Genomic DNA, 25,828 nt, shown 5'->3' with positions numbered 1-25,828 from the left:
GATTATTCTGACTGACTACGAATGGCCCAGAACTCCATGTTCAGGCCCGGAAACTCACCGGCCAGATGCAGCGCAAAGGCACCTGAGCGCTCCATCTCCTGCCACAGCTCGCTGTTCTTATCGAGCTCGAAATAGCTGTAGCCAGCATGCCACGGGATTTGCGGCGGCGCGCCCGGCATGGCTTTCAGCGCCAGTCCCGGCAGCTGCAGCTGTACCAGATCGCGGATTTTGGTAACGGGCGCGACTTTCATCTGCGCCGGGAAGTGGGTTTTCAGCGCCTCGGCTGGCACGCTGGCTTTGACCGCCAGCACAAAGCCGAACTCGCGCACCATGCTGCTTTCCGGCACCGTGGCCACGTTGAGGCCGTGCGAGCGCTGCGTCAGCGGCAGCTGGATGGCGCTCTCTTCCATCACCTGCGACAGTCCCTGGCGCAGCAGCAGCGTTAAGCGGGTAAAGCAGCTGTACAGATCGTCATGGTCATACAGCGGCAGCGCGTCCGGGGTGCGCGCCGGCATCCAGCTGCTCAATTCAGCAGCCAGCTGCAGCCAGTGACTGTAGAGCGTTTCCGGGTGCAGCAGCGGCAGATGCTGTAAGTGTGCGTGCAGGCCAAGCTGACGGTTGAGTAAGGTCAGCAGCATAAAATCGACCATGTCGGCGCTGTTAAAGCGGCCAGTGCCCGGCGTGCGCTGACTCAGCTGCTGGCTGCGCTGCTGAATCAGGCCGTGCAGGTCATTGAGCATGCTCTGCAGCGGCCGGCTGGCGTTGAGCGTCAGCATCGGCGGAATGTAATCGGTATCGAGGCGCACGTGGTTATCGCTGCGTTTTTCAATCACCTGCGCCACGCCCATCGCCGTCCATTCCGCGGTGAGATCCTGTTCCAGCATCAGGCGCAGGCGCAGTTTGCCGAACTGAACGGTGGCAGCGCCGACCGCCTGAGCGTTGTCATCTTCGACTTCGGCTTCCCACGCCAGATAGCGCGCCAGTGAATCCTGCGTCTCCTGAAACGCCACCGCTTCACGCCCGTTGCGCCGGGCCGGGATCGCCAGCACCACTTTGCTGCGATCGACATTCGCCGGCAGATCCAGCGGGGCCGGACCGTGCTGTGGCTGGCTGAAAGAGAAAAAGGTGCCGTCAGGCAGACATCCGCTGGCGGCACTCAGCGCCAGTTTTCCCTGGCGCAGCAGCGCTTCATCAAATTCGAGATCAAAAAAACCCCAGGTGTAGGCGCGCTGCGATTGCCCCCACTCGCGCAGGGTGCTGTGTAGAAAATTTTCCGACTGCTGGAAATGATGAGGGCGCAGAAACATCCCCTCGGTCCAGACAACCTTTTCGGCTCGGTTCATAGGCATCCTTACTGCTTAACCACGCGCAGACCGTTGATATCCGCAACGACGCGGGCATTCAACTCACCATCGTTATTTTTCCAGAACTGCCAGAATGCGCTGTCGTCGCCATCCGGGAAGGGCAGCGCAAGACGCCAGACTTTACCGTCCAGCGCCTGATATTCGGCCATGATGCCGATGAAGCGCGCTTCCGGCAGGCTTTTCGCGCTGAGGGTTTTACTCAGCTGACCTGACATCAGGAAGAACTGCTGATTGTTGAGCAGCGTGCTGCCCAACGCGGTGGCGGGCTGGTTCTGCAGGGAGTAGAAATCAGCGGACATGAATTCCGCATCGGAGGTCAGCAACATCACCCGGACTTTGAGCGGCGCACCCGCGTTGATCTGCGGATGCGCCTGAAAGTCGAGATTGTAGCGTGCAACCGGCGCCGGACTGTTGCTGCTGCAGGCGGCCAGCAGGCAAGCCAGCAGCAGTAATCCGGCGCGGCGGAGAGAAATCATCGTCATCATTCAGCCCTCCCTGCTTACCGTGTTAGTTGATGATCCAGGTGCCGCTGTTGCTGTTCTGGCACGCTTTGCTGTCGCCATCCACCGCGACGCAGGTCTTTTTCTTGCTGCTGGCGCGGGCGCGACGCTTCGGCTGATCCGCTTTGATGGTCTGCTCATACAGCGCGCTTTTCACCACCGCGCGGAACGGGACATAACCGATCAGCTGTACCGCAGGCTGAGCCGCTGGCTGCTGCGCTTTTTTGTCATCGGCCGGTGCAGTCTCAGGCTGCGCTTCGTCTGCGGCCTGCGCCGACTCGCCAAGTGCCAGCCAGTTGTTTTCAACCTGGCCAATCACGGTGTAGGTTTCACCGCTTTTCAGCGTATCCACCACTTTGCCGCCGAAGCTGGGGCGGGTCATGATCGAAGCCGGATAGAGCGCGCGATAAGCTTCGTTCACCGGGCTGAACTGTGCCGGCGGCTGGACGGCATAACGGTGCGACAGCGTGACGCCGTCAACGGTGCTGCTGACAATAGTGTCGTCTGTCATCTTTGGCGGTGCTTTACAGCCAGCCACTGCGAAAACAAACATCAGGCCCAACGCCATACGGAGATTCACCATTTTCTTCATGTTTAGTTCCATTAACGCCTAAAAAGTGGCCAGAGGCCGGTTAAGAGCAAAATGAACCGTGCGCACGGCTGGAGCCGGCGTCGATTCAGTACCAGTTAAAAAGTTGACCCTTTAATGAGTGTGGCTAACGCATCGCGCCAGCGAGGCAAAAATTGATCAGTCTGAATTAAGTATTATAAATGCAACATTAGTGACAGGGATGATGTCGGAAGAATTCTGATCGTTTCACAAACGATCAGCAACATGATCAATTTTTGCTAAGCGAAGGGGTCGACCACAGCCAAACCTCGGTTTCTCTTATGCCATCCCTGGGTTAAAAACTATCACGTTCAATGAATCTGGTTAATCGGTAACGATTAAGAGGATAACAGCAACAACTTACGGCATTCGCTGACAGTATTGCTATTTATTGAGATATATCAACAACATATAAAAGACTGGAAACATCATAGCTACCGCACGAGCCAGGTAAAACCTGCCCGTGAGCATGCAATCACAATCCATTTGTTAATGTCTGACGGAAGTTTACAGAAGCCTGACAAAATTTCAACGCGCCGCTAGCAGAGGAAATTAGTTCAGTAAAGGTTAACAAATATTTTTAATGCAAATTTGCGTCACTTTTGCCCGTAAACCTAAGACTATTCTTAGCAATCCATTAAAACTGTGAAAGATTGTAAATGAAAGATGAAATTTTGCTCGCGCGATCATTAAAAATTGTCATAAAAAAAATGGCGCTGAGCGGCACGCATTTTGTCTGCGCGCGATAAAACCCAGGCAGGCGGTGAAAAAGGGGTGATAAAGACAAACTGGCAGTGAAAAAAACCAGCCAGGCGGACCAGACTGGTTTAATTCGCTAAAATAGCAGGTATCGGGATTGTTAAGCAGTCAGAATAGATTGCAGCTCAGGCAAGGTTTTCACCTGCCAGGTGGGCGTGATGTGCGCCGGCAGCGGACGCGTGCCGTGATCGATCCAGCAGGTTTTCACGCCGGCATTCATACCACCGAGAATATCCGATTCCGGCGTGTCGCCGACCATTAATACCCGGCGGCGATCGGGATTGCCCAGCAGCTGCAGCGTATGGTCAAAAATCGCCGCGTCCGGCTTGGGTACGCCCACCTGTTCGGAGATCACCAGCGCGTCAAAGTAGTCACGGAAACCGGTGCGTTCAAGGCGCGCCTGCTGCAGCGCCGTAAAACCGTTGGTGATGATAGCGATTTTTACCTTGCCCTTGAGCGTATCCAGCAGGCGGGCTGCGCCATCCAGCGGCAGGCAGATCTCGGCCATCGCATTAAGAAAGTCGCTGTTAAGCACTTCCGGCGCCACGCGCAGTTTTTCGCCCCACAGCGTGAAGCGGCGCGTCTGGAGCTGTAACGCTGAAATGGTGCCGTTCTGGTAATCGACCCACAGCGGTTTGTTGACGGCCTGATAATCAGCGTAATCCTGATCGCTGAAGTGCACGTCGTAGCTGGCAAACATGCGCTGCAGGCCGGCGAAGGCGTCAAAGTGGAAAAGTGTGTCATCCGCATCGAACAGGATGCAGTCCCAGTCGTTTAACATAGTGCCCCTTTTGAATAACGTCAGAGCGTGAGCGCCATGATGATGGCATCCTCGCGCCCGCTGGCGGTGGGATAGTAGTTTGGCCGCACGCTGACCTGATGAAAATCCAGCTGCTGATACAGCGCAATGGCGGGCTGATTGGAGGCGCGTACCTCCAGCCACAGCGTCATCACCGCACGCTGCTCCAGTTCGGCAATCAGCTGCTGTAGCAGCTGACGCGCATAGCCGCGGCGCTGGAACGCGGGATCGACCGCGATGTTGAACAGCGACGCTTCATCCAGCACCACCTGGGTGATGGCGAAGCCGGCCAGCTGGCCGTCCGCGTGCAGGCAAAGATTGACGTAACGTTCGCCCTGATTGCTGGCAAAGGTCTGCTCGCTCCACGGAAACGCATGCGCGTGGCGCTCGATCTCCAGCAGCCGCGGCTGTAAATCAGGGGTGATGAAAGAGATGGCTGTCATGGTTACACATCTGTTGCCACAGCGCGCGTTTGGCCGCGCCGCTGCTGATTAATTCATTGAAAACGGCGCTGGTGAACGTGATGCCGTTAAAAGGATGATCGCTGGTCACGCCCAGCAGCCAGCCAGCACAGTCGACCTGCTCCGGCAGCATCGGCAGCTGTTCTGGCGTCAGCGTCATTACCTGCCCCGGCTGAATGCTCAGCGTCCGTAGTACGTCGCGCACCAGCGGCTCCTGCAGATCCGGCGCCTGCTCAGCGACCAGCACCAGCCGCGTGTCCGGCGTTAGCGTGACGGCAATTTCGCCTTGCAGCACGCGCGGACGTCGCAGCTGATACTGCGTAATCCCCATTTGCTGTAGAAGCCAGTCGCGCCTTGTGCTCATGCTGTTACCTGTAATCCTGCCAGAATGCGACGCTATGCTAGCAAACCCATCGAACATGCGCCAACAAAGCACTATAATCGCCGCTCTGATTTAACAGGAGCGTTCCATGTCTGCTTTTACCCCGGCCAGCGAAGTGATTCTGCGCCACAGTGATGAATTTACCGCCCGCCACGTACTGTTCGCCGGCGACCTGCAGGATGACCTGCCCGCCCAGCTGGAGACCGCGTCGAGCCGCGTGCACACTCAGCAGTACCATCACTGGCAGAACCTCAGCCGTCGCCTCGGTGAACGGGCAGTGTACGGGCTGGTGGCCGGTGCGGCCGACGTAGCCGGTTGCGACACGCTGGTCTATTTCTGGCCGAAGAACAAACCGGAAGCGCAGTTCCAGCTGCAAAACCTGCTGTCGCTGCTGCCGCTGGGCTGCGATATTTTTGTCGTCGGTGAAAACCGCAGCGGCGTGCGCAGCGCCGAAGGCATGCTGGAGAACTGGGCGACGCTGGAGAAGATCGACAGCGCGCGCCGCTGCGGGCTGTATCACGGCCAGCTGACGCAGCAGGCCAGCTTTGACGCCAGCGCGTTCGGCAATCGCTATCAGCTGGACGATCTCACCATTCATACCCTGCCAGGCGTGTTCAGCCGCGACGGGCTGGATATCGGCAGCGATCTGCTGCTTTCCACTCTTACGCCGCACACCAAAGGCAAAGTGCTGGATATCGGCTGTGGCAGTGGCGTATTAGCCGCCGCGCTGGCGCAGCATTCGCCGAAAGTCCGGCTGTGGCTGTGCGATGTGCACGCCGCCGCCATCGAGGCGAGTAAAGCCACGCTGGCCGCTAACGGCCTGGAAGGCGAAGTGTTTGCCAGTAACGTGTTCTCGGACGTCAGCGGCCGTTTTGATCTGATCATCTCTAACCCGCCGTTCCATGATGGTCTGCAAACCAGCCTTGATGCCGCCCACACGCTGATTCGCGGTGCGGTGAAGCATCTAAACAGCGGCGGCGAGCTGCGCATCGTGGCCAACGCCTTCCTGCCTTATCCGCAGGTGCTGGATGAAACCTTCGGTAACCATGAAGTGCTGGCGCAGACCGGCCGCTTCAAAGTGTATCGCGCCGTATATGGCCGCGGCGCGAAAGCGCGCTAAGCGTAGTAAAATCCGCGATGCGACGGGGAAAACGTTGCTTTTTGCAGCAGTCGTTTCACCGTCGCAAAATATGTGTTGACGCAATGAGTAAAATCTCTAAAATGCGCCTCCGTGGTTAGCAATACTGTAATGTATTGCAGGTAGGCGAAGGTGGCGGAATTGGTAGACGCGCTAGCTTCAGGTGTTAGTGTCCTTACGGACGTGAGGGTTCAAGTCCCTCTCTTCGCACCAATAATCACAGAGTTTATATCGCGTGCACTGCGCGAAGGTGGCGGAATTGGTAGACGCGCTAGCTTCAGGTGTTAGTGTTCTTACGGACGTGAGGGTTCAAGTCCCTCTCTTCGCACCATGCGGTGATATAAACAGACAACTACGATGCGAAGGTGGCGGAATTGGTAGACGCGCTAGCTTCAGGTGTTAGTGTTCTTACGGACGTGAGGGTTCAAGTCCCTCTCTTCGCACCAACGTTGTCACACTTCTTCTGCAGTACAATACCCATTGATTGTTACCGCTGCTATCACGCCTTTGCGTGATATTGTCGTTTCTGCTCGCCGTTAAATGATGTGAAAATTCACCGAGATAGCCGCCAGACCGCCAGCCAGCGCCAGGCAGGAAGGCAGCAGCAGATAATGACGCAGACGATGGTGGAACAGCATCACCACGGTAAGCAGCAGCGCGACAATCATCACTAAGCGCCACTGGCTGAAACTCGGCTCCCACAGCGCAAACACCGGCATGGCCGCGCAGGGCAGCAATACGCCCCAGCCGCTATCCAGACGTTTACCCATCACCCAGCTTACGCCCCACAAGCCACAGGCGGCCATCATCGCCATGATCATCGCGCAACCCTTCAAATGATAAATATTCCCATTATCATATGACAATATTTCTCATCTTGCAGCGAATTTTTTGCCCTGCCCGCGCCGGATGACAGAATTACTGGAAAATGATAGATTGCCGCCGATAACTATTTTGATAACACAGCAAAAACGTGCTCACTATCCGCGTTGTGGGATTATTTCCTGCGGGTAGCGCTTTGATATTTCAGGGCTGTCACGAGTAATAATAATGAAATTACAATCTTATGATGAGTTGAAACACAGCAAGTATCGGCTGTCGCTGATGCTATTTTTGTTTTTGAATGTCGCCGTTTCGCTTTTTTGTCTGCTGCCGTTTTTCGGCACGGATAATCCCATCAATTCGCTGCCGGTAACACTGGTGGCGGGCTTTAGCACCACGCTGCTGGCGCTATGTTTAATCGCGCCAAATCTAAAATTCCCGTTATTAAATCCTGTCGCATTGCTATTAGGCGCGCTGTGGGCCTGGCATATCAATCATCGTTACCATCTGGTGTTTTATTTTGACGGTAGCTTTTTAATAATCAGTCTGCTGAGCGTATTTTTTATCAGCGCGATTGCCCTGAGTGATTATTTGCTTGCGTTCTGTTTACATATTACGCCACCGGTATTAACCGTACTGTTACTGGATGATGGTCAGCATTTAATGACCATTCTGTTCACCATTACGCTGCCGCTGATCGGCTTCTCGCTGCACCACTTGATGCGCCGCCGCTTCGACACTTTCACCCTGCGGCTGGTGCGCCAGCTGTATGAGGAGAAGCAAAGTTTTAGCGATTTGAGCATGCTTGATCCGCTCACCGGCCTGTATAACCGGCGCGGGCTGAAGAACCGGCTGGATACCATCATGGAAAATCATGCCGGCAGCCACTTTGTGCTGCTGCTGGATATCGATCACTTCAAGGCCTACAACGATAACTACGGTCATGCCATGGGCGATCAGGCGCTGGCGCGGGTGTCGGTTGCGATACGTGATGCGGTGCGCTCGCGCGATGTGGTGACGCGCTACGGCGGCGAAGAGTTTCTGGTGCTGATGACCAACGTTAACGCCTCGATTGCCATGAAGCTGGCCGAACGCATCCGTCAGTACGTGGTTGATCTGGAAATTCCCCACCGCTTCAATGATAAAGTCTCGACCCACGTGACCATCAGCGCCGGTATCGCGCCGATTTTCGCAGAAGACTTCGACCAGGCGGTGGCCAACGCCGACCGCGCGCTGTATGTGGCGAAGAATCAGGGACGTAACACCATTCTGGCGTGGGAGGATTTACCGAAGCTGGCGCCGGTAAGCAGCGATCTGGTGTAAGCGGTGCGGCGACAACGCCGCGCCCTCTCCGGGGGATTTCACGCAAAATGCGCGGTGGCCAGGCAGTGAGCGCTGCTGGCATCTTGCTCAGTGAATCGGGAACGATTATCATTTGTTTTTCGCTTCCCGTTTTCACTCAGGAGCCGCATGGCCATCATCACGCGTCAGGATCATCGCTTTAGCGCGCATCCGCTGATCTTTATGCAGAGCGATCGCAGCTTAGCCAGCGCGCTGGAAGATCTGATGTGCGACCAGCGCAGCTACATGCGGGAAAACGTGAAGCTGGGCCAGCCGGCCCCCGCAGGCACGCTGACGCTGGCCGAATGGTCCACGCCGTTTCACTATCGCCGCCTGACGCAGCGCTACAGCGACTATCTCTATCGCCACCATCCCGATGTTCCGCAGGAAGCCAAACCGCTGCAGTCGCTGTGGGCCCAGTGGTATTTTGGCCTGCTGCTGCCGCCATTAATGCTGGCGCTGCTGCAGGAGCCGCGCGCGCTCGACTGCTCGCCGCAGCGTATCCACGTTGAGTTCCACGAAAACGGCCATCCCTGCGCCTTCTGGATTGATGTGCAGGAGGATGAGGATGCGCGCTATCTCAATCCGCAGCAGCGTATCGAACGCCTGATTCAGCACGGCCTGATCCCCGCCGTTAACGGCATGGCGCAGCACGGTGATATCAACGCGCGGCTGATCTGGAACAACTTAGGCTTCTCGTTTTACTGGTTCCTTGGCGAACTGCAGCAGCAGCTGCCTGCGGCCACCCGGCATCAACTGGAACAGGCGCTGTTTTTCAGCAAATCCCTGTCCGACGGCAGTGATAATCCGCTGTATCGCACCATGATCCCGCGCAACGGCGCGATGGAGCGGCGTAGCTGCTGCCAGCGCTATCGCATTCCGGACGTCGAACGCTGCGGTAACTGCACGTTAAATGCCGTGTAAGCGCGGCGTATTCTGTTACAGATTCTCCGTTTCTCCCGTTTACAGCTTTCCCGCCTTATGGCAGCTTTTACGCTCTGTTTTTACCGGAGAAAAAAATGAGCCTGGAGTCGGTACGGCACTTCTTTGCCGAACACGCACCGGATATCGACATCATCGAGATGCCGGAAAGCACTGCCACCGTAGAACTGGCCGCACGCGTACATGGCGTGGCGCCGGGGCAAATCGCCAAAACCCTGTCGCTGAAAGTGAAAGAGAGCGTGGTGCTGATTGTCACGCGCGGCGACGCCCGGCTGGATAACCGCAAGCTGAAGGCGGCGCTCGGGGCAAAAGCGCGCATGCTGAGCGTGGATGAGGTGGTGAACTGGACCGGCCATCCGGTCGGCGGCGTGTGCCCGTTCGGGCTGGAAAATCCGCTGACCGTCTATTGCGATGTGTCGCTGCGCAGTTTCGATGAAGTGTTACCTGCGGCCGGTTCGATTCACAGCGCGGTGCGCATTTCGCCGCAGCGCATGGCTGAGCTCACGGCGGCGAAATGGATTGACGTCTGCGAGGCGCGTTAACGCGTCTCTTTCGCCACCGCCCCGGATATTTCGATGCCGCGCGTCTCGCGGCCAAACGCCACGAACACGCAAATCAGCACCGCCACCGTGCCGGCGACAATCGCCATGCCCAGTCCGTAGTTACCGCCGTGGGCTTCGGCAATGCGTGACTGCAGCGTGGCGTTGACCGAAGCAATTAAATTCCCCAGCTGATAAACGAAGCCCGGCAGTACCGCACGCGCATTGGCCGGCACCAGCTCGGTCAGGTAGGTCGGTACCACGCCCCATGCGCCCTGCACCATAAACTGCATCAGGAACGCGCCGATCCCAATCGCCCAGGAACCGCTGGAGAACGCCCACAGCGGCAGCACCGGCAGCGCCAGAAACGACGCCAGCATGATGGCTTTTTTACGCCCGATACGCTCGGACAGCGAGCCGAACGTAATGCCGCCGAGCATCGCCGCGATGTTATAGCCGATGGCGATAATGCTCACCGTGTGGGCGTCAAACTGGTGCTGCACTTTCAGGAACGTCGGATAGAGATCCTGCGTGCCGTGGCTGAAGAAGTTAAAACAGGCCATCAGCAGCACCATGTAAATACAGATTTTCCAGTGCTGGCGGATGATGGGCAGCAGCGCGTGATTCTCTTTACGCTCGCGTGCCGCCAGCCATACCGGCGATTCCGGCACTTTAAAATAGATAAACGGCAGCAGCAGAATCGGCAGCGCGCCAATCAGGAACATGCCGCGCCAGCCCACCTGTTCGAAGAACAGGCCAAACACTATCGACGCCAGCAGATAGCCGCACGGATAACCGGCCTGGAAGATGCCGGACATCAGGCCGCGCGAACGGTCGGGAATGGTTTCCATCGCCAGCGAAGAGGCCACGCCCCAGATGCCACCCATCGCCACGCCGTAAATCACGCGGAAGGTCAGGAAGGCAGCAAAGTTGGGCGACCATGCCGACAGCAACTCAAACAGCGAAAACAGCACGATGTTGAGCATCAGGATCGGCCGGCGGCCATATTTTTCCGCCAGCCGGCCAAAGATCAATGCGCCCACCGGTCGTACGGCCAGCGTCAGCATAATGGCAATGGAAACATCGGAGACGCTGGTGTTGAAGTAGCGCGCAAGATCGCTGAGCACAAACACCAGAATAAAGAAGTCGAACGCATCCAGCGTCCAGCTGGCGAAACTGGCGAAAGCCACGTTGCGCTGGGTCGCAGTCCAGTTAAACATAAGGGTATCCTGTCTGATTGCTTCCGGCTCGCGGCCAGATTTTTATTGGAACGTTATCCAGCGAATGGTTGCACTGGTTATTATTGTGTTAACCATTTGTATATAGCATGTCAGAAAGGCGCCGCGCGGCGGGGAATTGTCAGCGAGTGATTCGCGATGTAAGGAAGCGTGTCGGCAGGAAAGCGGCGCACGGTACTCCGGCCGGGAGACCGCGCGCCGCAGCAAAATCTCAGCGTTTCAATCCGTTGAACGTCTGCTCAATCACTTCCAGCAGCAGCGGATTGTTTACGTTCTGCATCACATGCACCAGTGCGCCCGCGTCCGCCGGCACGCCGACATCCAGCCGCAGCGGCGTGCGATAGCGCCAGGTCTTGCCGCGCGTGGCACCGGGACGCAGCTCAATATCGACGTGATAATCCACGCCGTCCGCCACGCGCTGGTTGAGCAGCCAGGCAATGACCAGCGCATCGTGGATCCAGCAACCCGGCAGATGGCGGGTGCGGATGGAGTAATCAATCCACGGTCGCAGCGTTTCGCGCACAAACTGCGGCAGTGGATGATCGCAGGCGGTCAGGCGCGTGAGATCCTGATGGGTCAGCAGCGTCTGCGTGGTGGCATCCATTGGCACCAGCGTGATGGTGGCGCCGCTGTGCAGCACCTGATGCGCCGCTTCCGGATCGAGGCCAAAATTGGTGTCTTTGATGTAGTCATCCAGCGCGAATACGCCGCCCATAATGACGATCTCCGCTACGGAATCCGCCATCTGCGGATAGCGCTGCAGCGCCTGCGCCACGTTGGTCAGCGGGCCTATTGCCACCAGCGTAAACTCGCCGGGATTGTCACAAATCAGCTGGCCCATCACGCCCGCCGCATCGTTGCCGTCCGCTGCCACCATCTGCGGCTGACGCACGCCGCGCCACAGTTCGCCCAGCGCCGGGTCGGCGACGTTATCCAGCCGCGCGCGCCACGGCGCCGGATCTTCGCGCAGCGCCTGCAGCGCGCCCTGCACTACCGGAATGTTCAGTCCGAGCCGCTGCAGCAGATCTTTAGCCACCCGCGCTCCCACCGCGCTCGGCGTGTTGCCGCTCACGGTGGTGATCAGCTCAACGGCCAGCGCGCGTGACGCCAGCGCTAAGGCCAGCGCCAGCCCGTCATCGGTGTTAGCGCCAGCAATACCATTCCCCGGATCACAATCAATAATTAGTCTTTTCATAATGTTATATATTTATTTTTGTTGAGATAGCTGGCAGCCACAGGACTCACCGATCTCCAGATGGTGAGGAAATTCGGCCAGCTGCGCCTCGCCATGACCGTTTTTCAGCATGGCGATGGCGCTGCGTGCCATTTCGCGCAGCGGCTGGCGCACGGTGGTGAGCGTGGGCACATGAAAGGCCGACTGCTCGGTACCGTTGAAACACACCAGCGCGACATCGTGCGGCACGCGCAGGCCATGTTCGGACAGCGCGCGAATACAGCCAATCGCCTGCCCTTCGTTACTGGTAAACAGCGCGCGCGGCACCCGGCCGCTGGCAATCATGCGCTGCCCGGCGTCGTAACCGCCCTGGCGCGAATAGCCGGCCGGAAAAATCAGCGCTTCATCTACCGTCAGCCCGTGCTGCGCCATGGCGTCGCGCCAGCCCTGAATACGATCCTGCGCGTTAAGCATCTCACGCGGACCGCTGATCATGCCGACCTGCTGATAGCCGTGGCTGAGCAGATGCGCCGTGACCTGGCGCGCCGCTTCACGTTCGTTCACGCACAGCATGCTGACGCCGGGACGCGGTTCGATGCGGTCCAGCATCACCAGCGGCGTTCCGCTCGCCTGGATGACGTCAATATAGGGATGGCGATCGACGCTGGTGTAAAACAGGCCATCCACCTGACGATTCAGCAAACCCTGAATCAGCTCCAGCTCGCGCTGGCGATCGTCGCCGGCATCGCCCAGCAGCATTACGTGGCCGTGGTTCAGCGACTCCTGCAGCAGCACGTGCGCCATTGAGGCGACAAACGGGTTTGCGATATTCGGCACGATCAGGCCAAAGGTTTTGGTACTGCCGGAGGCCAGTGCGCGCGCCACCGCATTCGGGCGATAGCCGGTTTGCTGGATGGCGGCCAGCACGCGCTGACGCGTGGCTTCGGCCACCGGACGCGGTCCGTTGTTGATCACATAGCTGACCACCGCCACCGAGGTTCCGGCGGCTTTGGCGACGTCACTGCGTGTCACATTTCCGGTTGGGGATTTCGCCAATATTGCCTCTGCGTTAATGCCGCTGGCCGGGAGTACCGGCCAGCGTAATCAAAGAATGTTGCACGATCCTGCGCGTCAGATAGCATCCTCCGGCAGATTCAGATCGCGTCCGCGCGTTTCCGGTGCCACAAAGGTGGTGAGGAAACCGATGGTCGCCATGGCCGAGAAGTACACGGCAATCGGCCACCAGTGGCCGGTAAACGACAGCAGCGCCGCCGCCACCAGCGGTGCGGTGCCTCCTGAAAGAATAGACCCCAGCTCTTTGGCAACCGCCATTTTGGTGTAACGGTGTTTAACGCCAAACATCTCCACGCCCCATGCCGCCTGCACGCCAAAGATGCCCAGCGACGCCAGCGCCATCCCCACCACAATCACCGGAATCACGATGGCCGGCTCGCGGCTGTCCATCAGGCTAAAGGCGGGCCAGGCGTAAACCATCAGTAACAGGCAGAAGCCGCGATAGGTGATGCGTCGGCCAAAGCGGTCCGACAGCCAGCCGGCAAACGGGATGATCAGGAAACCGAGCAGCGAGGCGATGAACACCGCGGTGGTCGGCACCGATTTGTCCAGCATCAGCACTTTGGCGACGTAGCCGACGATAAAGCCCTGTGCCAGATAGGACGGGCCGTTCTCACCGATGCGCAGGCCTACCATGGTCCAGAAGGCGCGGCTGCGCTGCCAGAAGCTGCGGCTGTCGGGTTGCGTCGCGCTTTGCGCCAGCGTTTCATGGCGCTGCGCCTGCAGTTCCGCCTGCTGACGCTCAAACACCGGCGTTTCACGCAGATGACGGCGAATCCACAGCGCGACCGCAGCAATCAGCACGCTGCTGAGGAACGGAATACGCCAGCCCCAGTCGAGCAGCGTGGCTTTATCCATCTGAATCACCGCCAGCCACACCAGCGACGCAATCAGCGTGCCGCTGTTGGAACCAAGCGCAATCACCGACGACACCAGGCCACGGCGCTCAACCGGCGCGTATTCACCCAGCATCACCGTGCCGCCCGAGAGCTCTGCGCCGGCGCCCAGCCCCTGCGTAAAACGCAGCAGCACCAGGCAGGCCGGCGCCCACAGGCCAATCGTTGCATAGGAAGGAATCAGGCCGATCAGCGTGGTCGAAGCGCCCATCAGAATGATGGTGCTGATCATCACTACCTTGCGGCCCTTGCGATCGCCAATCCAGCCAAACAGCAGCGCCCCGATCGGGCGTGCAATAAAGCCGACCGACCAGGTGGCAAAGCTGGAGAGCAGCGCCATCGCCGGGGTGGCTTCGGGGAAGAACACATCGCCAAAAATGATGCCGGCAGCGAGGCCATACAGGGCGAAATCCGCGTATTCCATCGCGGTGCCCAGCCAGCAGGAGAAGGTGGCGCGCCAGAAATCTTTGCGCCCGGAGGTGGTTTCCAGCCGCGCATCGGCGGCGGAAGCGGGTGAACCTTGTTGCGTAACGGAGTGATGTACCGTCATAACCATTTCCCTGAAAGAGGTGAAAACAGTAAACGCCCATCCGTGGGTCGGTTCCCTGGCAACAAGCGGAACTCCCCGGTGGCGACGTTCAGTAGGCAAACCTGGATGAAAGGTCAGTAAAGAATTCCCTGGTGTTGGAATTCATCTATTTGCCTGATTTCGCCGATGTTTTTTTCATCGATCGCATTAGCACGGCAAATGTAACTGGGTCATCTCAAGGCCAACTTCGTCTCTGGCACCGTGAGTTGTCACTGTGAAGACAGTCTATCTACGCGCGTAGATAAATCAAGTGATCAACAGGAAAATAATTAACTTATCTTCACAATGGTTCAGAAGAAAAAGATAAAAACGGCGTTAATTCATGACATTACATTACAGCCAGCGTCATTAAAAAATCCACGCACGCTGCGTGATTAACGACTATTGCTTATCATTGGCAAAAACGGCGACCAAACTTTCACCGCGCCGTTTTCGCACATTTCAGTTAAGTTTTGATGACACCCGGGCATTATTCTTAAAACCGCCCGGGCCGCGCGAAATCCTGCGTGCCTGCAGTAGACTGGATGACCTTCACTCAGGAGCATTATGACCATTATCCTCATGCGACACGGCAAGCCAGACCATCCGGTAAGCGGGCGCTTTACGGCGCGGGCGCTGGCGGACTGGTGTGAAGGCTACGACCAGGCGGTGATTTGTGATGCGCCGCCGCCACGCAGTATGGCGATTGCGCGCATGGCCAGCGTGATTGCCTGCAGCCCGTTGCCGCGCGCGCGTTCATCGCTGGCGCGGCTCGGTCTGCAGGCGCAGGACGTGGATGAGGTGTTCAGTGAAGTGGCGATGCCGCTGCTGCCGTTCGCGCGCCTGCATCTGCCGCTGACGCTGTGGCTGGCGCTGCTGCGCCTGCTGTGGCTATGCGGTTACGCCGGGCGCGTGGAATCAGTGCAGCATGCCCGGCAGCGCGCGCAGCGGGCGGCAGACAAACTGATTGCCCTGTCGCAACAGGGCACGGTGCTGCTGGTGGGCCACGGTATTATGAACAAACTGATTGCGCGCCAACTGCGCAAGCGCGGCTGGCAGGCAGAAAAACACGCCAGCAGCCGCCACTGGAGCAGCGCGATTTATCACCGGCCGTTTATTTGATGGCGGCTTTCGCACTCAGGACGACAGCTGAAAGTAGCTCAGGACTTCGCAGCCGGTGCCAGCCTGCGGCGTGGCGATGACCTTCATCTGCGTCAGATCGATCAGGCTAAGCGAACCGTCACCCTGATTAGCGATCAGCAGGCTGCGGTTATCGGCGCTAAAACAGCCATCCATCGGCTGATTGCCGACCGCAACGTCACCCAACGGATTAAGCAAGTCGTCAAACAGCGTCACCACTCCTTCCCCGTCGCCAATCGCCACCAGCCGCTCACCGCTGGCACTGAAGCGCACCACCTGGCATGGCTGCTGATGGCCGGGCAACGTGATGCGCTGGCGGATACGATGGCTCTGACGATCCACCACGTACAGCAGCGGCGCGTCTGCCGCGCTGGCCACCAGATAGGGGTGCTTTGGCGAGGCGGCAATGCCGGCAATCGGTCCCGGCAGCAGGATGTTGTCAATGATGCGCCCTTCCGCCTCGCACAGATCTACTACCGTGATGCTGGCGTCCTCTTCGTTTTCAGTAAACAGCTTGCGGCCGCTGGGCGAGAGCGTCAGCCGGTGCGCGTTGTGCGACGGCAGCCGGATGGTTTTCTCCAGCGTGTCGCTGTGCGGATCGATCACCGCCACCGCGGCACTGTGTTCACAGCACAAATACACTTTGCCATCGCGTCCCAGCTGACCGCTGTGCGGCGCCTTGAGCGGTGACAGATTGATAAAGCCGCTGATTTGCCGCCGGCGCAAATCGATAATCGCCACCTTGTGCCCCGGATGCGGATTGTCGCCGTGGACGCCATCACCGTAGATCGGCACATACGCCTTCTCCAGCGCGGGCAGCATCAGCAGCTCATGCGGTCGCGGCGGTAAGGCATTCAGCTCCTGCTCAACGGCGAAGCTGTCGGGATTGAGAAACAGCACGCGGTTGCCCTGCTTATCAACCGCCAGTAACCCACGCTTGTGTGGCTGCATAGTGCCTCCTTTTTTTCGTTGCCTGCTCTAAGCGTAGCTAACCTGCCTCCGCGTTGGGCAAGCGGCGGCGAGGCCAGGGGAAAATACAGCGCGGTTAACGGACCGCCGATCGCTCATTTTTATTCCGCGCCGCAGCCTGCGCCTGCAGAGGGTTATTTTATTAGGAATAGTCTTAATCGAGAAAAATAAAAAACACACTCCCTCATCATTTTATTGATACCTCTTTTTAGCCATCCCGGATCCCGGCGTTTCCGGTAAATCTGAAAGCGAAAAAAATTCGTAGCCTTGCCGCTGCGGATCGATTATTAAGCAAGGGTAGTCTTTTTACACACAGCCGTCAGGACACATAAGCGCGCTCAAGCCGCCAGCATCAGGGAATCTTTGCTCCCCATAATCACAATAATCAGGTGCATCATGACAAAAAAACGTCTCCAGCCAGCCCTTACGCTCTGGCAACACTGGCAGAGAATCGCCTTCACCGGCCAGACATTACTGCAGAAAAAACAGCATACTGCGCTCTGCGCGCCGGAATATGATCCCAGCGAAGAGGACAATATCGTGTTGCTTTCGGGTGAGAAAGCGCTGCCGGAAATACCCAAAAAAATCTGGATGTACTGGGACAATGAATATTTACCGAAATCGATGGCGTTAAATATCCAGCAGCTGCGTCAGGATAATACCGATCATCAGGTGTATGTATTAAACCGTTTAACGCTTAAAGAAGTCCTGCCGGATTTTATTTTTACCTCGACACAATTAAGCGAGCAGCAAAAAAGTGAAGTCATTCGCCTCGAATTATTATTACGCTACGGCGGCATTGCGATTGACTGCAGCACGCTGTTATTTGAAGACCTGAGCTGGGTGCACCGTGCGCATCAGGAACGCCGCATGGATGTGATTGGCTATTACCGTGAAATTGCCACCGTCAACTATCTGGCACCGGTGATTGAAAACTGGTTTCTTGCCGCTGCGCCCAATAATCCTTTTATTCGCGAGTGGCAAAAACAGTACGCGCCGATCAAGCATCTGGGGGCGCACAACTATTTTAATGAGCTGGCAAAGCGCGATGATTTTGCTCTGCTGACGCAGAAAATCGCCGAGCCGGCACAGCAGCTGGGTTCGCTGGCGCAGCAGGCGGCGATGCGCGAACATCGCCGCGTGAACCTGTATCTGCGTAAATGCGAGGCCAACGCGTATTACTATCAGCGGCTGAACAACTGGCAAAGTGATGCCTTTGCGCACACGGTACTGTTCCATCAGCGCCCGCATACGCCGCCGCCGGTGATCAAGCTGAGCGGCATTGAGCAGTTGCATCTCGACTTCAATCTGCGTCTCGGTAACTATAACCGTCGCAGCCTGCTGGGGGCGATGATGCAGCCCACAGCACCGCTCAGCGCGCCGCTGGCCTCACCCATCAACAAAGCGCGTGCGTAGCCAGTGGATAAAGGTGGTGACGGCACGCGGTACCTGCGCTGCGTAAGGCCGCACCACCCACAGGCGGTCGGCAAAGGCATCGACCGCCTGCCACTCCGGCAGCACCTGCTGCAGCGTGCCGCTGGCCAGCGCCGCGCTGGCGCTGAAGTCCGGCAGCATGGCAATGCCCAGCCCCTGCAGCGCAGCGTCACGAATCGACTCGCTGTTATTAGTGGCGAAATTACCCTGAATCTTCACCTGCACCGTTTCGCTGTCATCGCTGTGCAGACGAAAGCGCCACTGCGGCGACTCCAGCCCGCGCGGATAATAGAGGCAGTTATGCTGCTGCAGCGCCTGCGGCGAATCTGGCGTACCGTGACGGGTCAGATAGTCCGGCGCGGCCACCAGCAGCGTGCGCGTTTCACACAGCGGCAGCGCGACGTGCGTTTCCGGCAGCTGCTGGCTGTGGCGAATGGCGAGATCGAATCCTTCGCTGCCCAGCGACACCAGCCGATCGCTGACGTTGAGCTGCAACCGCACCTGCGGATAGTCGCGCAGAAAGTCGCCGATAATCGGCACCAGCTGCTGCCGGGCAAACGCCACCGGCGCGCTGATGCGCACCAGACCGCGCACCGGCCCGGCTTCGTCACGCACGCTAAAGAAGCTCTGCGCGATGCGCGCAAACGGCTCACGCAGGTCGTCCACCAGCTTTTCACCGGCCGACGTCAGCCGCACGCTGCGCGTGGTGCGCTGCACCAGCGCCACGCCCGCCATCTGCTCCAGTTCTTTGATTTTCTGGCTCATCGCCGCTTTACTGACATCCAGGCGTTCAGCCGCGCGGGTAAAACTGCCCTGTTCCGCCAGCACCGTCAGCCAGTGCAAATGCACCCAGAGTGCATCGGTTTTAATTTCTTTCATCAGGATTGTTCAAAATAATAAATAATCATTTTAATCAGCGCGCTTTTTCTTTCCGGCAGCAAGCGGCAGCATAGCGTTTCATCCTACTCTTTCCGCGTGGGCAAAAACGAGGATTTATTGATGCCGTTACTGACTTTTGATGTTATTCAGGGCCGTTCTGAAGCAGAGATTCGTACCTTACTCGACGCAGCGCATCGCGCAGTACTCACGGCATTTAAGGTTCCGGCGCGCGATCGTTACCAGATTGTTCATGAAAACAAGCGTTATCAGATGGTCTTTCAGGATACCGGGCTGGGCTTTGCGCGCAGCGACAATCTGGTGATGGTGCGCGTGTACACCAGCCCAAGAAGTGAAGAACAGAAAACGCACTTCATGGCAGAGTTAGCGCGCGAGCTGCGGGAGAATTGTGGCGTGCAGGGCAACGATCTGATGATCAGTTTTATCACCAACAGCAAAGGTGACTGGAGCTTTGCCGACGGCGAAGCGCAGTATCTCACCGGTAAGTTGTAACGCCCGCGCCCGCCCTGGCTGGCAGCAGCGCGCCGGTTGCTGCCAGACTAAATCAGACTCCGCCTAAACCCGCCTTAAACGATTCGCAATGCATCGCACAAATCTGGTTGGATGTGTTGCAGCCCTGTGACAGCCAATATAGATTGACGCAAAACCCCCGCAGAGGGCCGCAGACGCAGGTAACGCGTTCTTTTTACTTAATGTGAGGATCTGCCGTTGGAGTTGCTTTCAATAGTGCTCTTTTTGGCTGCGATCGCAGTCTATTCGTATAAAGCCGGGCGAAATAAATTCTGGTTTATCCTGATCTTGCTGCTGCTCACCCTGTTCATCGTGCTCAACGCTACGCTGTATGCCAGCAACTATTTTACCGGCGATGGCATCAACGATGCGGTGCTCTATACCCTGACCAACAGCCTGACCGGCGCGGGCGTGAGCAAATATGTGGTACCGGCGCTTGGCTTGATCATCGGCCTGTTTTTACTGTTTTGTTTTCTCTCCTGGGTGTTGCGCCGGCATAAACGTCCGCATCATCTCGGCTGGAGCCTGCTGGCGATCGCCTGTGCTGCCGGCTCGGTGCAAACCACGCCGGCGTTTCGCCAGGTGAAAGAGCTGATCGCCTCCCACGCGCGCCAGGCTGACTCGGATTTCGAAACTTATTACAAAACGCCGAACAAGCAGATTAACGCGCCGAAGCTCAACCTGGTGTATATCTACGGCGAAAGCCTTGAGCGCACCTACTTCGATCAACAGGCTTTTCCTGGACTGGCACCAGAGCTGAGCCGCGAAAAAGATCACAGCATTGACTTCAGCAATACCGAACAACTGCCCGGCACCGATTACACCATCGCCGGCATGGTGGCGTCACAGTGCGGTATTCCGCTGTTTGCGCCGTTCGACGGCAACGCCTCGGCTTCACTTTCCAGCTTCTATCCGCAAAATATCTGCCTCGGCGATATTCTCAAACACTCCGGCTATGAGAACTGGTTTATTCAGGGCGCAGACCTGCGCTTTGCCGGTAAAGACACTTTTTTGCTGTCACACGGTTTTGACGCCGCCAACATGTACGGCTCGCAGGAGCTGAAGAGCCGCGTCGCCGACCCCAGCTACCGTAACAACTGGGGCTTTTACGACGATACGGTGATGGATGAAGTGTTTGAAAAGTATGAGGAGCTGTCGCGTCAGCAGAAACGCTTTGCGCTGTTTACACTCACCGTGGACACCCATCATCCGGACGGCTTTATTTCGCGCAGCTGTCAGCGCAAAAGTTACAGCTATGACGGCAAACCCAACCAGTCGTTTAGCGCGGTGGCCTGTTCCCAGGAGCACGTGGCGCGCCTGATTGCCCGCATCAAAGCCTCGCCGTGGTTTAAAAACACCGTGATTGTGGTGAGTTCCGATCATCTGGCGATGAATAACACGGCGCATCAGTATCTGATCAAGCAGCCGCGCCGCGATCTGTTTATGGTGATCCGTGGCGACCAGCCGCAGGCCGAGGTGCTGGACGGCAAGCGCAGCACGCTGGATAACGGCGCCACGGTGCTGGATATTCTCGGCGGTGATAACGCGATTGGCCTTGGCCGCAGCGGGCTGTCTTCGGCCTCGCTCTCCAGCCAGTTCGATGACATGGCGAAGAAGGTCACGGCGTGGAAAGCCGATATCATTCAGCTGTGGAATTTCCCCAGCCAGATGAAGACGTTCACCATCGACCAGCCCAAAAATACCTTTAGCTTCTCGGGCGCGACGTTCAGGCTGCCGATCCTGTTCCGCGTATCCGATCATCAGGTAGAGCCGCTGCCGGAAGGCGAATACGCCGCGCCGCTGCGCTTCCAGCTGGCCGATTTTGCTGCCAGCGATAAGTTTGTCTGGGTCGATCGCTGCTTCAAAATGGGCCGGCTGTGGCAGCCGGCGCTGGCGCTGTCGACCGATCTCTGTCTGGCGATGGGCCAGACCGGCGGACAACCCACGGTGACGCGCATCGACCAGCCGGTGTGGCAGGGCAAAGCGCAGTTCCCGCAGGTGAAGGTCAGTGCGGCGACCTACCAGCTCAACGAGCAGCAAATGCGCATCGAGGATAATGCCATTCGCTACCAGGCGGACAGCTTCCTGCTGACCGTGCCGGGCGCGCCGGCCAGCGTGAAGCGCTTTAGCGGTATTTCACGGCCAGAAAGCTGGGGGCGCTGGTCGAACGCCAACCTCGCGCCGGAGGTGAACATTGAATATATCGATCCGCTGCCGGCGCGCTTTGACGTGGTGATCACCGCACGCGCCTATGGGGCTAACGCCCATCGACCGATTCCGGTGCGCGTCGGCGAGCAAGTGCAGCAGCTCAATCTGGGTGACGCGTTCTCCACGCAAACGCTGCATTTCACCAACCCCGGCGCCAGCCGCAACCTGATCATCACGCCGCCAGAACCACAGCTGTCTAATCTCGGCAACATTACCGGTCAGGATCCACGCAAACTCGGTATCGGCATGGCGGAGATAAAAATAATTCCGCAGCCCGAAAAGTGATAAAAATGCGTGCCAGACCAGGGCCTGCCAGCGTGCAGGCCCTTTTTATTGCCGCTTAGCGTTACTCTTTGTACGAATTGATATTTTTCGAGACGTCGCGCAAAATCCACATCATCACATGGTGCAACTATCACCACCTGGATAACCTTGCAGGCAACAGGAAAGGCGACCAGGAGCAACAGGGATGATACCGACGATGATGAACACCCATAAGGCATTCAAAGCGCTGCAGCAGGCGGGCGTGGCCGATCACCAGGCCGAAGTGATGGTCGACATTTTTGCCGAAATGCAGCAGGAAAACAGCCTGACTAAAACGCACCTTTCGCAGGCCATGGAAGGCGTGATGCGGGCAAATCACGCCACCGCGCAACGTGTCGATAAACTGGCACAGAGCCTCAGGCATTTTGAAAATGAGGTCCGCCATACGTTTAAAGCCATTGAGCTGCGGTTTGACAACGTCGATGAGCAATTCCGGAAAATTGATCAACGCTTTGAACAAATCGATCAACGCTTCGAAAAGGTGGATGCGCAATTCAGATCAATCGATAAACGCTTTGAAAAAGTGGATGCGCAATTCAGAACAATCGATCAACGTTTTGAACAAATCGATGAACAATTTAGGAAAATTGATCAACGCTTTGAAAAGATGGATGAGCAATTCAGGAAAATCGATCAACGCTTTGAACAAATCGATGAGCAATTCAGGAAAATCGATCAACGCTTTGAACAAATCGATGAGCAATTCAGGAAAATCGATCAGCGTTTTGAACAAATCGATGAGCGATTCAGGCAAATTGATAAATGCTTTGAAAAGATGGATGAGCAATTCAGGCAAATTGATAAACGCTTTGAAAAAGTGGATGAGCGCCTGCTGGATCTCGACCATCGCATGCAGCTCGGTTTCAATGAGCTCAAACGCGATAATCTCTGGCATCGGCGGCTGATGATGGCGATGGCCAGTGCCTTTGTGTTGTCAGCCGCCAAATATATTTTTGCCGGTTAGCCGGGCAGCCAGCCCGGCGCGCGCATCAGACCTGACGTAATGTCTCCAGCCTGGCGCGTTGTTGCCCGCGAGCGTCGAAATTGTCTGCCGCCAGCCAGCGCTCAAAGCCCAGCTTCACCTGCGGCCATTCGCTGTCGATGATAGAGAACCAGGCGGTATCCCGGCTGCGATTTTTATACACCACCACCTGACGAAACGTGCCTTCATAACGGAAGCCCAGCCGCAGTGCGGCGTTGTACGACGGCTGGTTACAGCTGTCGCATTTCCACTCGTAGCGACGATAGCCGAGTTGTTCGAAGGCGTAACGCATCAGCAGATAGTGGGCTTCGGTGGCCATGCGGGTTTGCTTCAGCAACGGAGAGAACACCACAAAGCCGACTTCCATCACACCGTGCTGCGGTTCAATGCGCATCAGCGCCAGCGAGCCGATCGCCTGCCCGCTTTGCCGGTCAATAACCGCGAAGTGCAGGTAATCCGGACTCTGCTGGCACTGCTGCGCAAACGCCAGATAAGACGCTTCATCGTCAAAGCGCCCGACCGGCAGCCAGGTCCAGTCGCGGTCATCTTCCGCCAGCGCATAAGCCGCATACAGCTCGCGACCGTGACGTGCGGCATCCAGCGGCTCCAGCCGGCAATATTGTCCGGTGAAAATCTGCCCCTGCGGCAGCGGGCGCGGCTGCCACGCCTCCAGCGCCGGGCCGATGGGTTGTCCATAACGATTGGTCTGCGATGACATACGGCGATTCCTTCTGTGTGAGAGTGACAGCGTGCAGCGTGCCACTTTGCTGGTTCAGAAAAAAGCGCCACAATATGATAAATCGATAGATCCACGGAGGCGCCGATGCGCGCACTAAACCGGCATTCGCTGCTGCTGGCACCGCTAGAGGCCGACGGCAGCCTGACACTGCAACAGCAGCTGTATCAGCGGCTGCGCCAGGCGATACTGAATGGTCAGCTGGCGGCGGGCACGCGCCTGCCGGCGACCCGCCAGCTGGCGGCTGAACTGCAGGTGTCGCGCAATACGGTGATCGCCGTCTGGTCACAGCTGCAGGCGGAAGGATTTATCCTCAGCGACCGCCAGGGAAGCCGCGTCAGCCGGCTGGCGCACACGCCGCTGCCAGCGCAGGCGTCCGACGACAGCGCCGACTGGCCGGTTTCCGCGCGCGCTTCCCGGTTGCATTCGCTGCATCGCCTCTCCAGCCAGGAGCTGGCACTGCGCCCGAGCACGCCGGCGCTGGCGCATTTCCCGCTGGCGCAGTGGCGTCGCGCGCTCAATCAAACCGCGCAGCAGGCACAGCTGCTGGGCTACGGCGATCCGCTGGGTGAGCTGGCGCTGCGTGAGGCGCTGGCGCGCGGCGTGCGCTGTGCGCCGCAGCAGATTGTGATTACCGAAGGCGCGCAGCAGGCGCTGACGCTGTGCGTCGCGCTGCTCACCAATCGTGGTGACACCGGCTGGGTGGAAGAGCCGGGCTATCGCGGCGCCAAAGCGGCGATGCGCCTCGGCGATCTGCAGATCGAGCCGATTGCCGTAGATGCACAGGGACTGGCACCGACAGCGCAGGACTGGCAGCAGCGCCCGCCGCGGCTGATTTACACCACGCCGACGCATCAGTATCCCACCGGCGCGATCATGAGTGCCGCGCGCCGGCTGGCGCTGCTGGCGGCGGCACAGCGGCATCAGGCGTGGATTATCGAAGATGATTACGACAGCGATTTTCGCTACAGCGGCGAGCCCATCGCCGCGATGCAGGGCATGGCGCAGCCGACGCCGGTAATTTACATCGGCTCCTTCAGCAAAACCCTGTTTCCGGCGCTGCGCATCGGCTACATGGTGCTGCCTGCCCCGCTACTGCCGCGGCTGCGGCCGGCCTTGCATGAGCTGTTACGCGGCGGTAACCGGCCGGAACAGCAGGCGCTGGCGCTGTTTCTACGCAGCGGAGATTTCAATCGCCACCTGAGCAAAATGCGCCGCCTGTATCGTCAGCGGCAGGCCACGCTGCGGGCTGCGCTACAGGAGACATTTGGTGCTCAGGTGCCGCTGCTGGGCGGTGAGTGCGGTATGCATCTGGTGTTGCCGCTGGCGGATACGGTGGATGATGTGGCGCTGACGGCGCAGCTGTTTCGCCATGGCTATGCGCCTGGCGCGCTGTCCGGCTTTTATCTGGGCGGGCAAAAACAGCAGGGACTGGTGCTGGGATACGGTAATACCAGCACCAGTCAGATAATGGCAGGCGTGGCGCAGTTGGCGCGCCTGCTGCCGGGCATTAACCCTTGAAGAAAATGTCGCCGGATTTGCCCATCACGATCTTGCCGCTGTCGTCAGTGATCAGGATGTAGTTAGCGTTGATGTAAGCCCAGTGCGTGCCTTCCTGCGGTGCAGGCAGGTGGCGCGGCTGCCACTCAACGATGGTGTACTGCTTTTTACGGTACTCATCCGGCACGACGTCACCGACTTTATACTCTTTGTAATCGATGATGATAGTGTGCAGATCGTAATTATTGGCGGCGGATGGCGCTTCACCCGGACCGTTTTGTGACGGGCGAATCGGCGCGACATCGCCACTGGATTCTGCCGGTTCACTGCTGGCGGGCGCATCGCTGGTGGCCGCTGGCGCTGAGGCGTCCGGTGCGGTTTGCTGTACCTGCGGCGGCATCGGTACGCTATCGGTTTGCTCACCTTCTGCCAGCGCTGCTGGCGTCAGGCTTAAAGCGCCCAGAAAAATTCCTGCTGAAAGAAGGGTGACGTGTGTCCTGCGCATTGGTGATTTCCACTCT

Annotated in this window: 25 protein-coding genes and 3 tRNA genes; 13 read left to right on the top strand and 15 right to left on the bottom strand. The window is 57.9% G+C overall.

Going from position 1 to position 25,828, the window contains the following annotated elements; all coding sequences use genetic code 11:
* Positions 1-2: 2 nt before the first annotated feature.
* From tssK to C1Y43_RS11960, 6 genes are all read right to left on the bottom strand, one after another.
* The gene (tssK, locus tag C1Y43_RS11985; RefSeq protein WP_058771443.1) at positions 3-1,343 is read right to left on the bottom strand and encodes a type VI secretion system baseplate subunit TssK; all 1,341 of its coding nucleotides are present in this window, start codon (positions 1,341-1,343) and stop codon (positions 3-5) included.
* An 8-nt stretch (positions 1,344-1,351) separates the two neighbouring features.
* Positions 1,352-1,849, bottom strand: coding sequence for a type VI secretion system lipoprotein TssJ (gene tssJ, locus C1Y43_RS11980; RefSeq protein WP_021506780.1), 498 nt, complete (start codon positions 1,847-1,849; stop codon positions 1,352-1,354).
* Between the two features lie 22 nt (positions 1,850-1,871).
* Entirely contained in the window at positions 1,872-2,468 is a 597-nt protein-coding gene (locus C1Y43_RS11975) for an SH3 domain-containing protein (protein ID WP_031279568.1), read from the bottom strand.
* 865 nt (positions 2,469-3,333) lie between these two features.
* Entirely contained in the window at positions 3,334-4,014 is a 681-nt protein-coding gene (gene yjjG, locus C1Y43_RS11970; RefSeq protein ID WP_021506777.1) for a pyrimidine 5'-nucleotidase, read from the bottom strand.
* A 20-nt stretch (positions 4,015-4,034) separates the two neighbouring features.
* Positions 4,035-4,475, bottom strand: coding sequence for a ribosomal protein S18-alanine N-acetyltransferase (gene rimI, locus C1Y43_RS11965; RefSeq protein WP_104188327.1), 441 nt, complete (start codon positions 4,473-4,475; stop codon positions 4,035-4,037).
* The gene (locus C1Y43_RS11960) at positions 4,447-4,857 is read right to left on the bottom strand and encodes a DNA polymerase III subunit psi (RefSeq protein ID WP_031279565.1); all 411 of its coding nucleotides are present in this window, start codon (positions 4,855-4,857) and stop codon (positions 4,447-4,449) included. The genes rimI and C1Y43_RS11960 overlap by 29 nt, the downstream gene beginning before the upstream one ends.
* Before the next feature lie 106 nt (positions 4,858-4,963).
* Between C1Y43_RS11960 and rsmC the strand changes: the two genes are divergently transcribed.
* The 4 genes from rsmC to C1Y43_RS11940 all read left to right on the top strand — a co-directional run bounded on the left by rsmC (position 4,964) and on the right by C1Y43_RS11940 (position 6,459).
* The gene (gene rsmC, locus C1Y43_RS11955; protein WP_104188325.1) at positions 4,964-5,995 is read left to right on the top strand and encodes a 16S rRNA (guanine(1207)-N(2))-methyltransferase RsmC; all 1,032 of its coding nucleotides are present in this window, start codon (positions 4,964-4,966) and stop codon (positions 5,993-5,995) included.
* Positions 5,996-6,139: 144 nt separating this feature from the next.
* Positions 6,140-6,226: transfer RNA gene (locus C1Y43_RS11950), tRNA-Leu, on the top strand.
* A gap of 31 nt (positions 6,227-6,257) precedes the next feature.
* Positions 6,258-6,344: transfer RNA gene (locus C1Y43_RS11945), tRNA-Leu, on the top strand.
* Positions 6,345-6,372: 28 nt separating this feature from the next.
* Positions 6,373-6,459: transfer RNA gene (locus tag C1Y43_RS11940), tRNA-Leu, on the top strand.
* Positions 6,460-6,549: 90 nt separating this feature from the next.
* Here C1Y43_RS11940 and C1Y43_RS11935 read toward each other — a convergent pair.
* Positions 6,550-6,834, bottom strand: a complete 285-nt coding sequence (locus C1Y43_RS11935; protein ID WP_058780936.1) for a DUF1435 domain-containing protein — start codon at positions 6,832-6,834, stop codon at positions 6,550-6,552.
* 229 nt (positions 6,835-7,063) lie between these two features.
* Between C1Y43_RS11935 and C1Y43_RS11930 the strand changes: the two genes are divergently transcribed.
* The 3 genes from C1Y43_RS11930 to C1Y43_RS11920 all read left to right on the top strand — a co-directional run bounded on the left by C1Y43_RS11930 (position 7,064) and on the right by C1Y43_RS11920 (position 9,660).
* Positions 7,064-8,158: a diguanylate cyclase gene (locus C1Y43_RS11930; RefSeq protein ID WP_021506772.1), complete on the top strand. Its 1,095-nt coding sequence runs from the start codon at positions 7,064-7,066 to the stop codon at positions 8,156-8,158.
* A gap of 147 nt (positions 8,159-8,305) precedes the next feature.
* Positions 8,306-9,100: a siderophore-iron reductase FhuF gene (gene fhuF, locus C1Y43_RS11925; protein ID WP_088516711.1), complete on the top strand. Its 795-nt coding sequence runs from the start codon at positions 8,306-8,308 to the stop codon at positions 9,098-9,100.
* A gap of 95 nt (positions 9,101-9,195) precedes the next feature.
* The gene (locus C1Y43_RS11920) at positions 9,196-9,660 is read left to right on the top strand and encodes a YbaK/EbsC family protein (RefSeq protein ID WP_021506770.1); all 465 of its coding nucleotides are present in this window, start codon (positions 9,196-9,198) and stop codon (positions 9,658-9,660) included.
* Here C1Y43_RS11920 and C1Y43_RS11915 read toward each other — a convergent pair.
* The 4 genes from C1Y43_RS11915 to C1Y43_RS11900 form a co-directional block, all read right to left on the bottom strand.
* Complete coding sequence (locus C1Y43_RS11915) at positions 9,657-10,877, bottom strand: MFS transporter (RefSeq protein ID WP_021506769.1); 1,221 nt, start codon at positions 10,875-10,877, stop codon at positions 9,657-9,659. The genes C1Y43_RS11920 and C1Y43_RS11915 overlap by 4 nt on opposite strands.
* Before the next feature lie 229 nt (positions 10,878-11,106).
* Entirely contained in the window at positions 11,107-12,090 is a 984-nt protein-coding gene (locus C1Y43_RS11910; RefSeq protein WP_059011088.1) for a nucleoside hydrolase, read from the bottom strand.
* Between the two features lie 12 nt (positions 12,091-12,102).
* A complete protein-coding gene (locus tag C1Y43_RS11905) occupies positions 12,103-13,125 on the bottom strand; it encodes a LacI family DNA-binding transcriptional regulator (protein WP_058771438.1) in 1,023 nt (340 codons plus the stop codon).
* A 75-nt stretch (positions 13,126-13,200) separates the two neighbouring features.
* Complete coding sequence (locus C1Y43_RS11900; protein ID WP_021506766.1) at positions 13,201-14,589, bottom strand: MFS transporter; 1,389 nt, start codon at positions 14,587-14,589, stop codon at positions 13,201-13,203.
* Between the two features lie 585 nt (positions 14,590-15,174).
* Between C1Y43_RS11900 and C1Y43_RS11895 the strand changes: the two genes are divergently transcribed.
* Positions 15,175-15,729 carry a histidine phosphatase family protein gene (locus tag C1Y43_RS11895; RefSeq protein ID WP_021506764.1) on the top strand — a complete coding sequence of 185 codons (555 nt, stop codon included), beginning with the start codon at positions 15,175-15,177 and terminating at the stop codon, positions 15,727-15,729.
* Positions 15,730-15,744: 15 nt separating this feature from the next.
* Here C1Y43_RS11895 and C1Y43_RS11890 read toward each other — a convergent pair whose 3' ends face one another.
* Positions 15,745-16,698: a YncE family protein gene (locus tag C1Y43_RS11890; RefSeq protein ID WP_059011093.1), complete on the bottom strand. Its 954-nt coding sequence runs from the start codon at positions 16,696-16,698 to the stop codon at positions 15,745-15,747.
* Positions 16,699-17,112: 414 nt separating this feature from the next.
* Here C1Y43_RS11890 and C1Y43_RS11885 point away from each other — a divergent pair, with 414 nt between their 5' ends.
* Complete coding sequence (locus tag C1Y43_RS11885; protein WP_059011095.1) at positions 17,113-18,132, top strand: capsular polysaccharide synthesis protein; 1,020 nt, start codon at positions 17,113-17,115, stop codon at positions 18,130-18,132.
* On the opposite strand, the gene C1Y43_RS11880 is transcribed toward C1Y43_RS11885, so the two are convergent.
* Entirely contained in the window at positions 18,106-19,029 is a 924-nt protein-coding gene (locus tag C1Y43_RS11880; protein ID WP_059011097.1) for a LysR family transcriptional regulator, read from the bottom strand. The two genes, C1Y43_RS11885 and C1Y43_RS11880, sit on opposite strands and share 27 nt — an antisense overlap.
* A 120-nt stretch (positions 19,030-19,149) precedes the next feature.
* Here C1Y43_RS11880 and C1Y43_RS11875 point away from each other — a divergent pair, with 120 nt between their 5' ends.
* From C1Y43_RS11875 to C1Y43_RS11865, 3 genes are all read left to right on the top strand, one after another.
* On the top strand, positions 19,150-19,539 hold the full coding sequence (locus C1Y43_RS11875; protein WP_021506760.1) for a tautomerase family protein: 390 nt from the start codon (positions 19,150-19,152) through the stop codon (positions 19,537-19,539).
* A gap of 210 nt (positions 19,540-19,749) precedes the next feature.
* The gene (opgB, locus tag C1Y43_RS11870; protein WP_059011100.1) at positions 19,750-22,050 is read left to right on the top strand and encodes a phosphatidylglycerol--membrane-oligosaccharide glycerophosphotransferase; all 2,301 of its coding nucleotides are present in this window, start codon (positions 19,750-19,752) and stop codon (positions 22,048-22,050) included.
* A 184-nt stretch (positions 22,051-22,234) separates the two neighbouring features.
* On the top strand, positions 22,235-23,053 hold the full coding sequence (locus tag C1Y43_RS11865; RefSeq protein ID WP_104188323.1) for a hypothetical protein: 819 nt from the start codon (positions 22,235-22,237) through the stop codon (positions 23,051-23,053).
* A 25-nt stretch (positions 23,054-23,078) separates the two neighbouring features.
* Here C1Y43_RS11865 and C1Y43_RS11860 read toward each other — a convergent pair whose 3' ends face one another.
* Complete coding sequence (locus C1Y43_RS11860; protein WP_104188321.1) at positions 23,079-23,789, bottom strand: GNAT family N-acetyltransferase; 711 nt, start codon at positions 23,787-23,789, stop codon at positions 23,079-23,081.
* A gap of 105 nt (positions 23,790-23,894) precedes the next feature.
* Between C1Y43_RS11860 and C1Y43_RS11855 the strand changes: the two genes are divergently transcribed.
* On the top strand, positions 23,895-25,328 hold the full coding sequence (locus C1Y43_RS11855; protein ID WP_104188320.1) for a PLP-dependent aminotransferase family protein: 1,434 nt from the start codon (positions 23,895-23,897) through the stop codon (positions 25,326-25,328).
* Here C1Y43_RS11855 and C1Y43_RS11850 read toward each other — a convergent pair.
* A complete protein-coding gene (locus C1Y43_RS11850) occupies positions 25,318-25,812 on the bottom strand; it encodes an RcnB family protein (protein WP_031279558.1) in 495 nt (164 codons plus the stop codon). The genes C1Y43_RS11855 and C1Y43_RS11850 overlap by 11 nt on opposite strands.
* Positions 25,813-25,828 lie beyond the last annotated feature (16 nt).

This window comes from Pantoea sp. ICBG 828 (genome assembly GCF_002928355.1).
GTDB lineage: Bacteria > Pseudomonadota > Gammaproteobacteria > Enterobacterales > Enterobacteriaceae > Pantoea > Pantoea dispersa.
The sequence above is the reverse complement of the archived record's forward strand: the minus strand, read 5'-3'. Positions and strand labels throughout refer to the sequence as shown.

Excerpts from the sequence above, each read along its gene's own strand:
- rsmC (WP_104188325.1), top strand. The coding sequence starts at position 4,964 with ATGTCTGCTTTTACCCCGGCCAGCGAAGTGATTCTGCGCCACAGTGAT.
- C1Y43_RS11895 (WP_021506764.1), top strand. The coding sequence starts at position 15,175 with ATGACCATTATCCTCATGCGACACGGCAAGCCAGACCATCCGGTAAGC.
- fhuF (WP_088516711.1), top strand. The coding sequence starts at position 8,306 with ATGGCCATCATCACGCGTCAGGATCATCGCTTTAGCGCGCATCCGCTG.
- C1Y43_RS11875 (WP_021506760.1), top strand. The coding sequence starts at position 19,150 with ATGCCGTTACTGACTTTTGATGTTATTCAGGGCCGTTCTGAAGCAGAG.
- C1Y43_RS11880 (WP_059011097.1), bottom strand. The coding sequence starts at position 19,029 with ATGAAAGAAATTAAAACCGATGCACTCTGGGTGCATTTGCACTGGCTG.
- tssK (WP_058771443.1), bottom strand. The coding sequence starts at position 1,343 with ATGAACCGAGCCGAAAAGGTTGTCTGGACCGAGGGGATGTTTCTGCGC.
- C1Y43_RS11930 (WP_021506772.1), top strand. The coding sequence starts at position 7,064 with ATGAAATTACAATCTTATGATGAGTTGAAACACAGCAAGTATCGGCTG.
- C1Y43_RS11960 (WP_031279565.1), bottom strand. The coding sequence starts at position 4,857 with ATGAGCACAAGGCGCGACTGGCTTCTACAGCAAATGGGGATTACGCAG.
- C1Y43_RS11935 (WP_058780936.1), bottom strand. The coding sequence starts at position 6,834 with ATGATCATGGCGATGATGGCCGCCTGTGGCTTGTGGGGCGTAAGCTGG.
- C1Y43_RS11850 (WP_031279558.1), bottom strand. The coding sequence starts at position 25,812 with ATGCGCAGGACACACGTCACCCTTCTTTCAGCAGGAATTTTTCTGGGC.
- C1Y43_RS11860 (WP_104188321.1), bottom strand. The coding sequence starts at position 23,789 with ATGTCATCGCAGACCAATCGTTATGGACAACCCATCGGCCCGGCGCTG.
- yjjG (WP_021506777.1), bottom strand. The coding sequence starts at position 4,014 with ATGTTAAACGACTGGGACTGCATCCTGTTCGATGCGGATGACACACTT.
- C1Y43_RS11885 (WP_059011095.1), top strand. The coding sequence starts at position 17,113 with ATGACAAAAAAACGTCTCCAGCCAGCCCTTACGCTCTGGCAACACTGG.
- C1Y43_RS11920 (WP_021506770.1), top strand. The coding sequence starts at position 9,196 with ATGAGCCTGGAGTCGGTACGGCACTTCTTTGCCGAACACGCACCGGAT.
- C1Y43_RS11890 (WP_059011093.1), bottom strand. The coding sequence starts at position 16,698 with ATGCAGCCACACAAGCGTGGGTTACTGGCGGTTGATAAGCAGGGCAAC.
- C1Y43_RS11855 (WP_104188320.1), top strand. The coding sequence starts at position 23,895 with ATGCGCGCACTAAACCGGCATTCGCTGCTGCTGGCACCGCTAGAGGCC.
- C1Y43_RS11900 (WP_021506766.1), bottom strand. The coding sequence starts at position 14,589 with ATGACGGTACATCACTCCGTTACGCAACAAGGTTCACCCGCTTCCGCC.
- C1Y43_RS11865 (WP_104188323.1), top strand. The coding sequence starts at position 22,235 with ATGATACCGACGATGATGAACACCCATAAGGCATTCAAAGCGCTGCAG.
- C1Y43_RS11910 (WP_059011088.1), bottom strand. The coding sequence starts at position 12,090 with ATGAAAAGACTAATTATTGATTGTGATCCGGGGAATGGTATTGCTGGC.
- C1Y43_RS11975 (WP_031279568.1), bottom strand. The coding sequence starts at position 2,468 with ATGGAACTAAACATGAAGAAAATGGTGAATCTCCGTATGGCGTTGGGC.
- rimI (WP_104188327.1), bottom strand. The coding sequence starts at position 4,475 with ATGACAGCCATCTCTTTCATCACCCCTGATTTACAGCCGCGGCTGCTG.
- C1Y43_RS11915 (WP_021506769.1), bottom strand. The coding sequence starts at position 10,877 with ATGTTTAACTGGACTGCGACCCAGCGCAACGTGGCTTTCGCCAGTTTC.
- tssJ (WP_021506780.1), bottom strand. The coding sequence starts at position 1,849 with ATGATGACGATGATTTCTCTCCGCCGCGCCGGATTACTGCTGCTGGCT.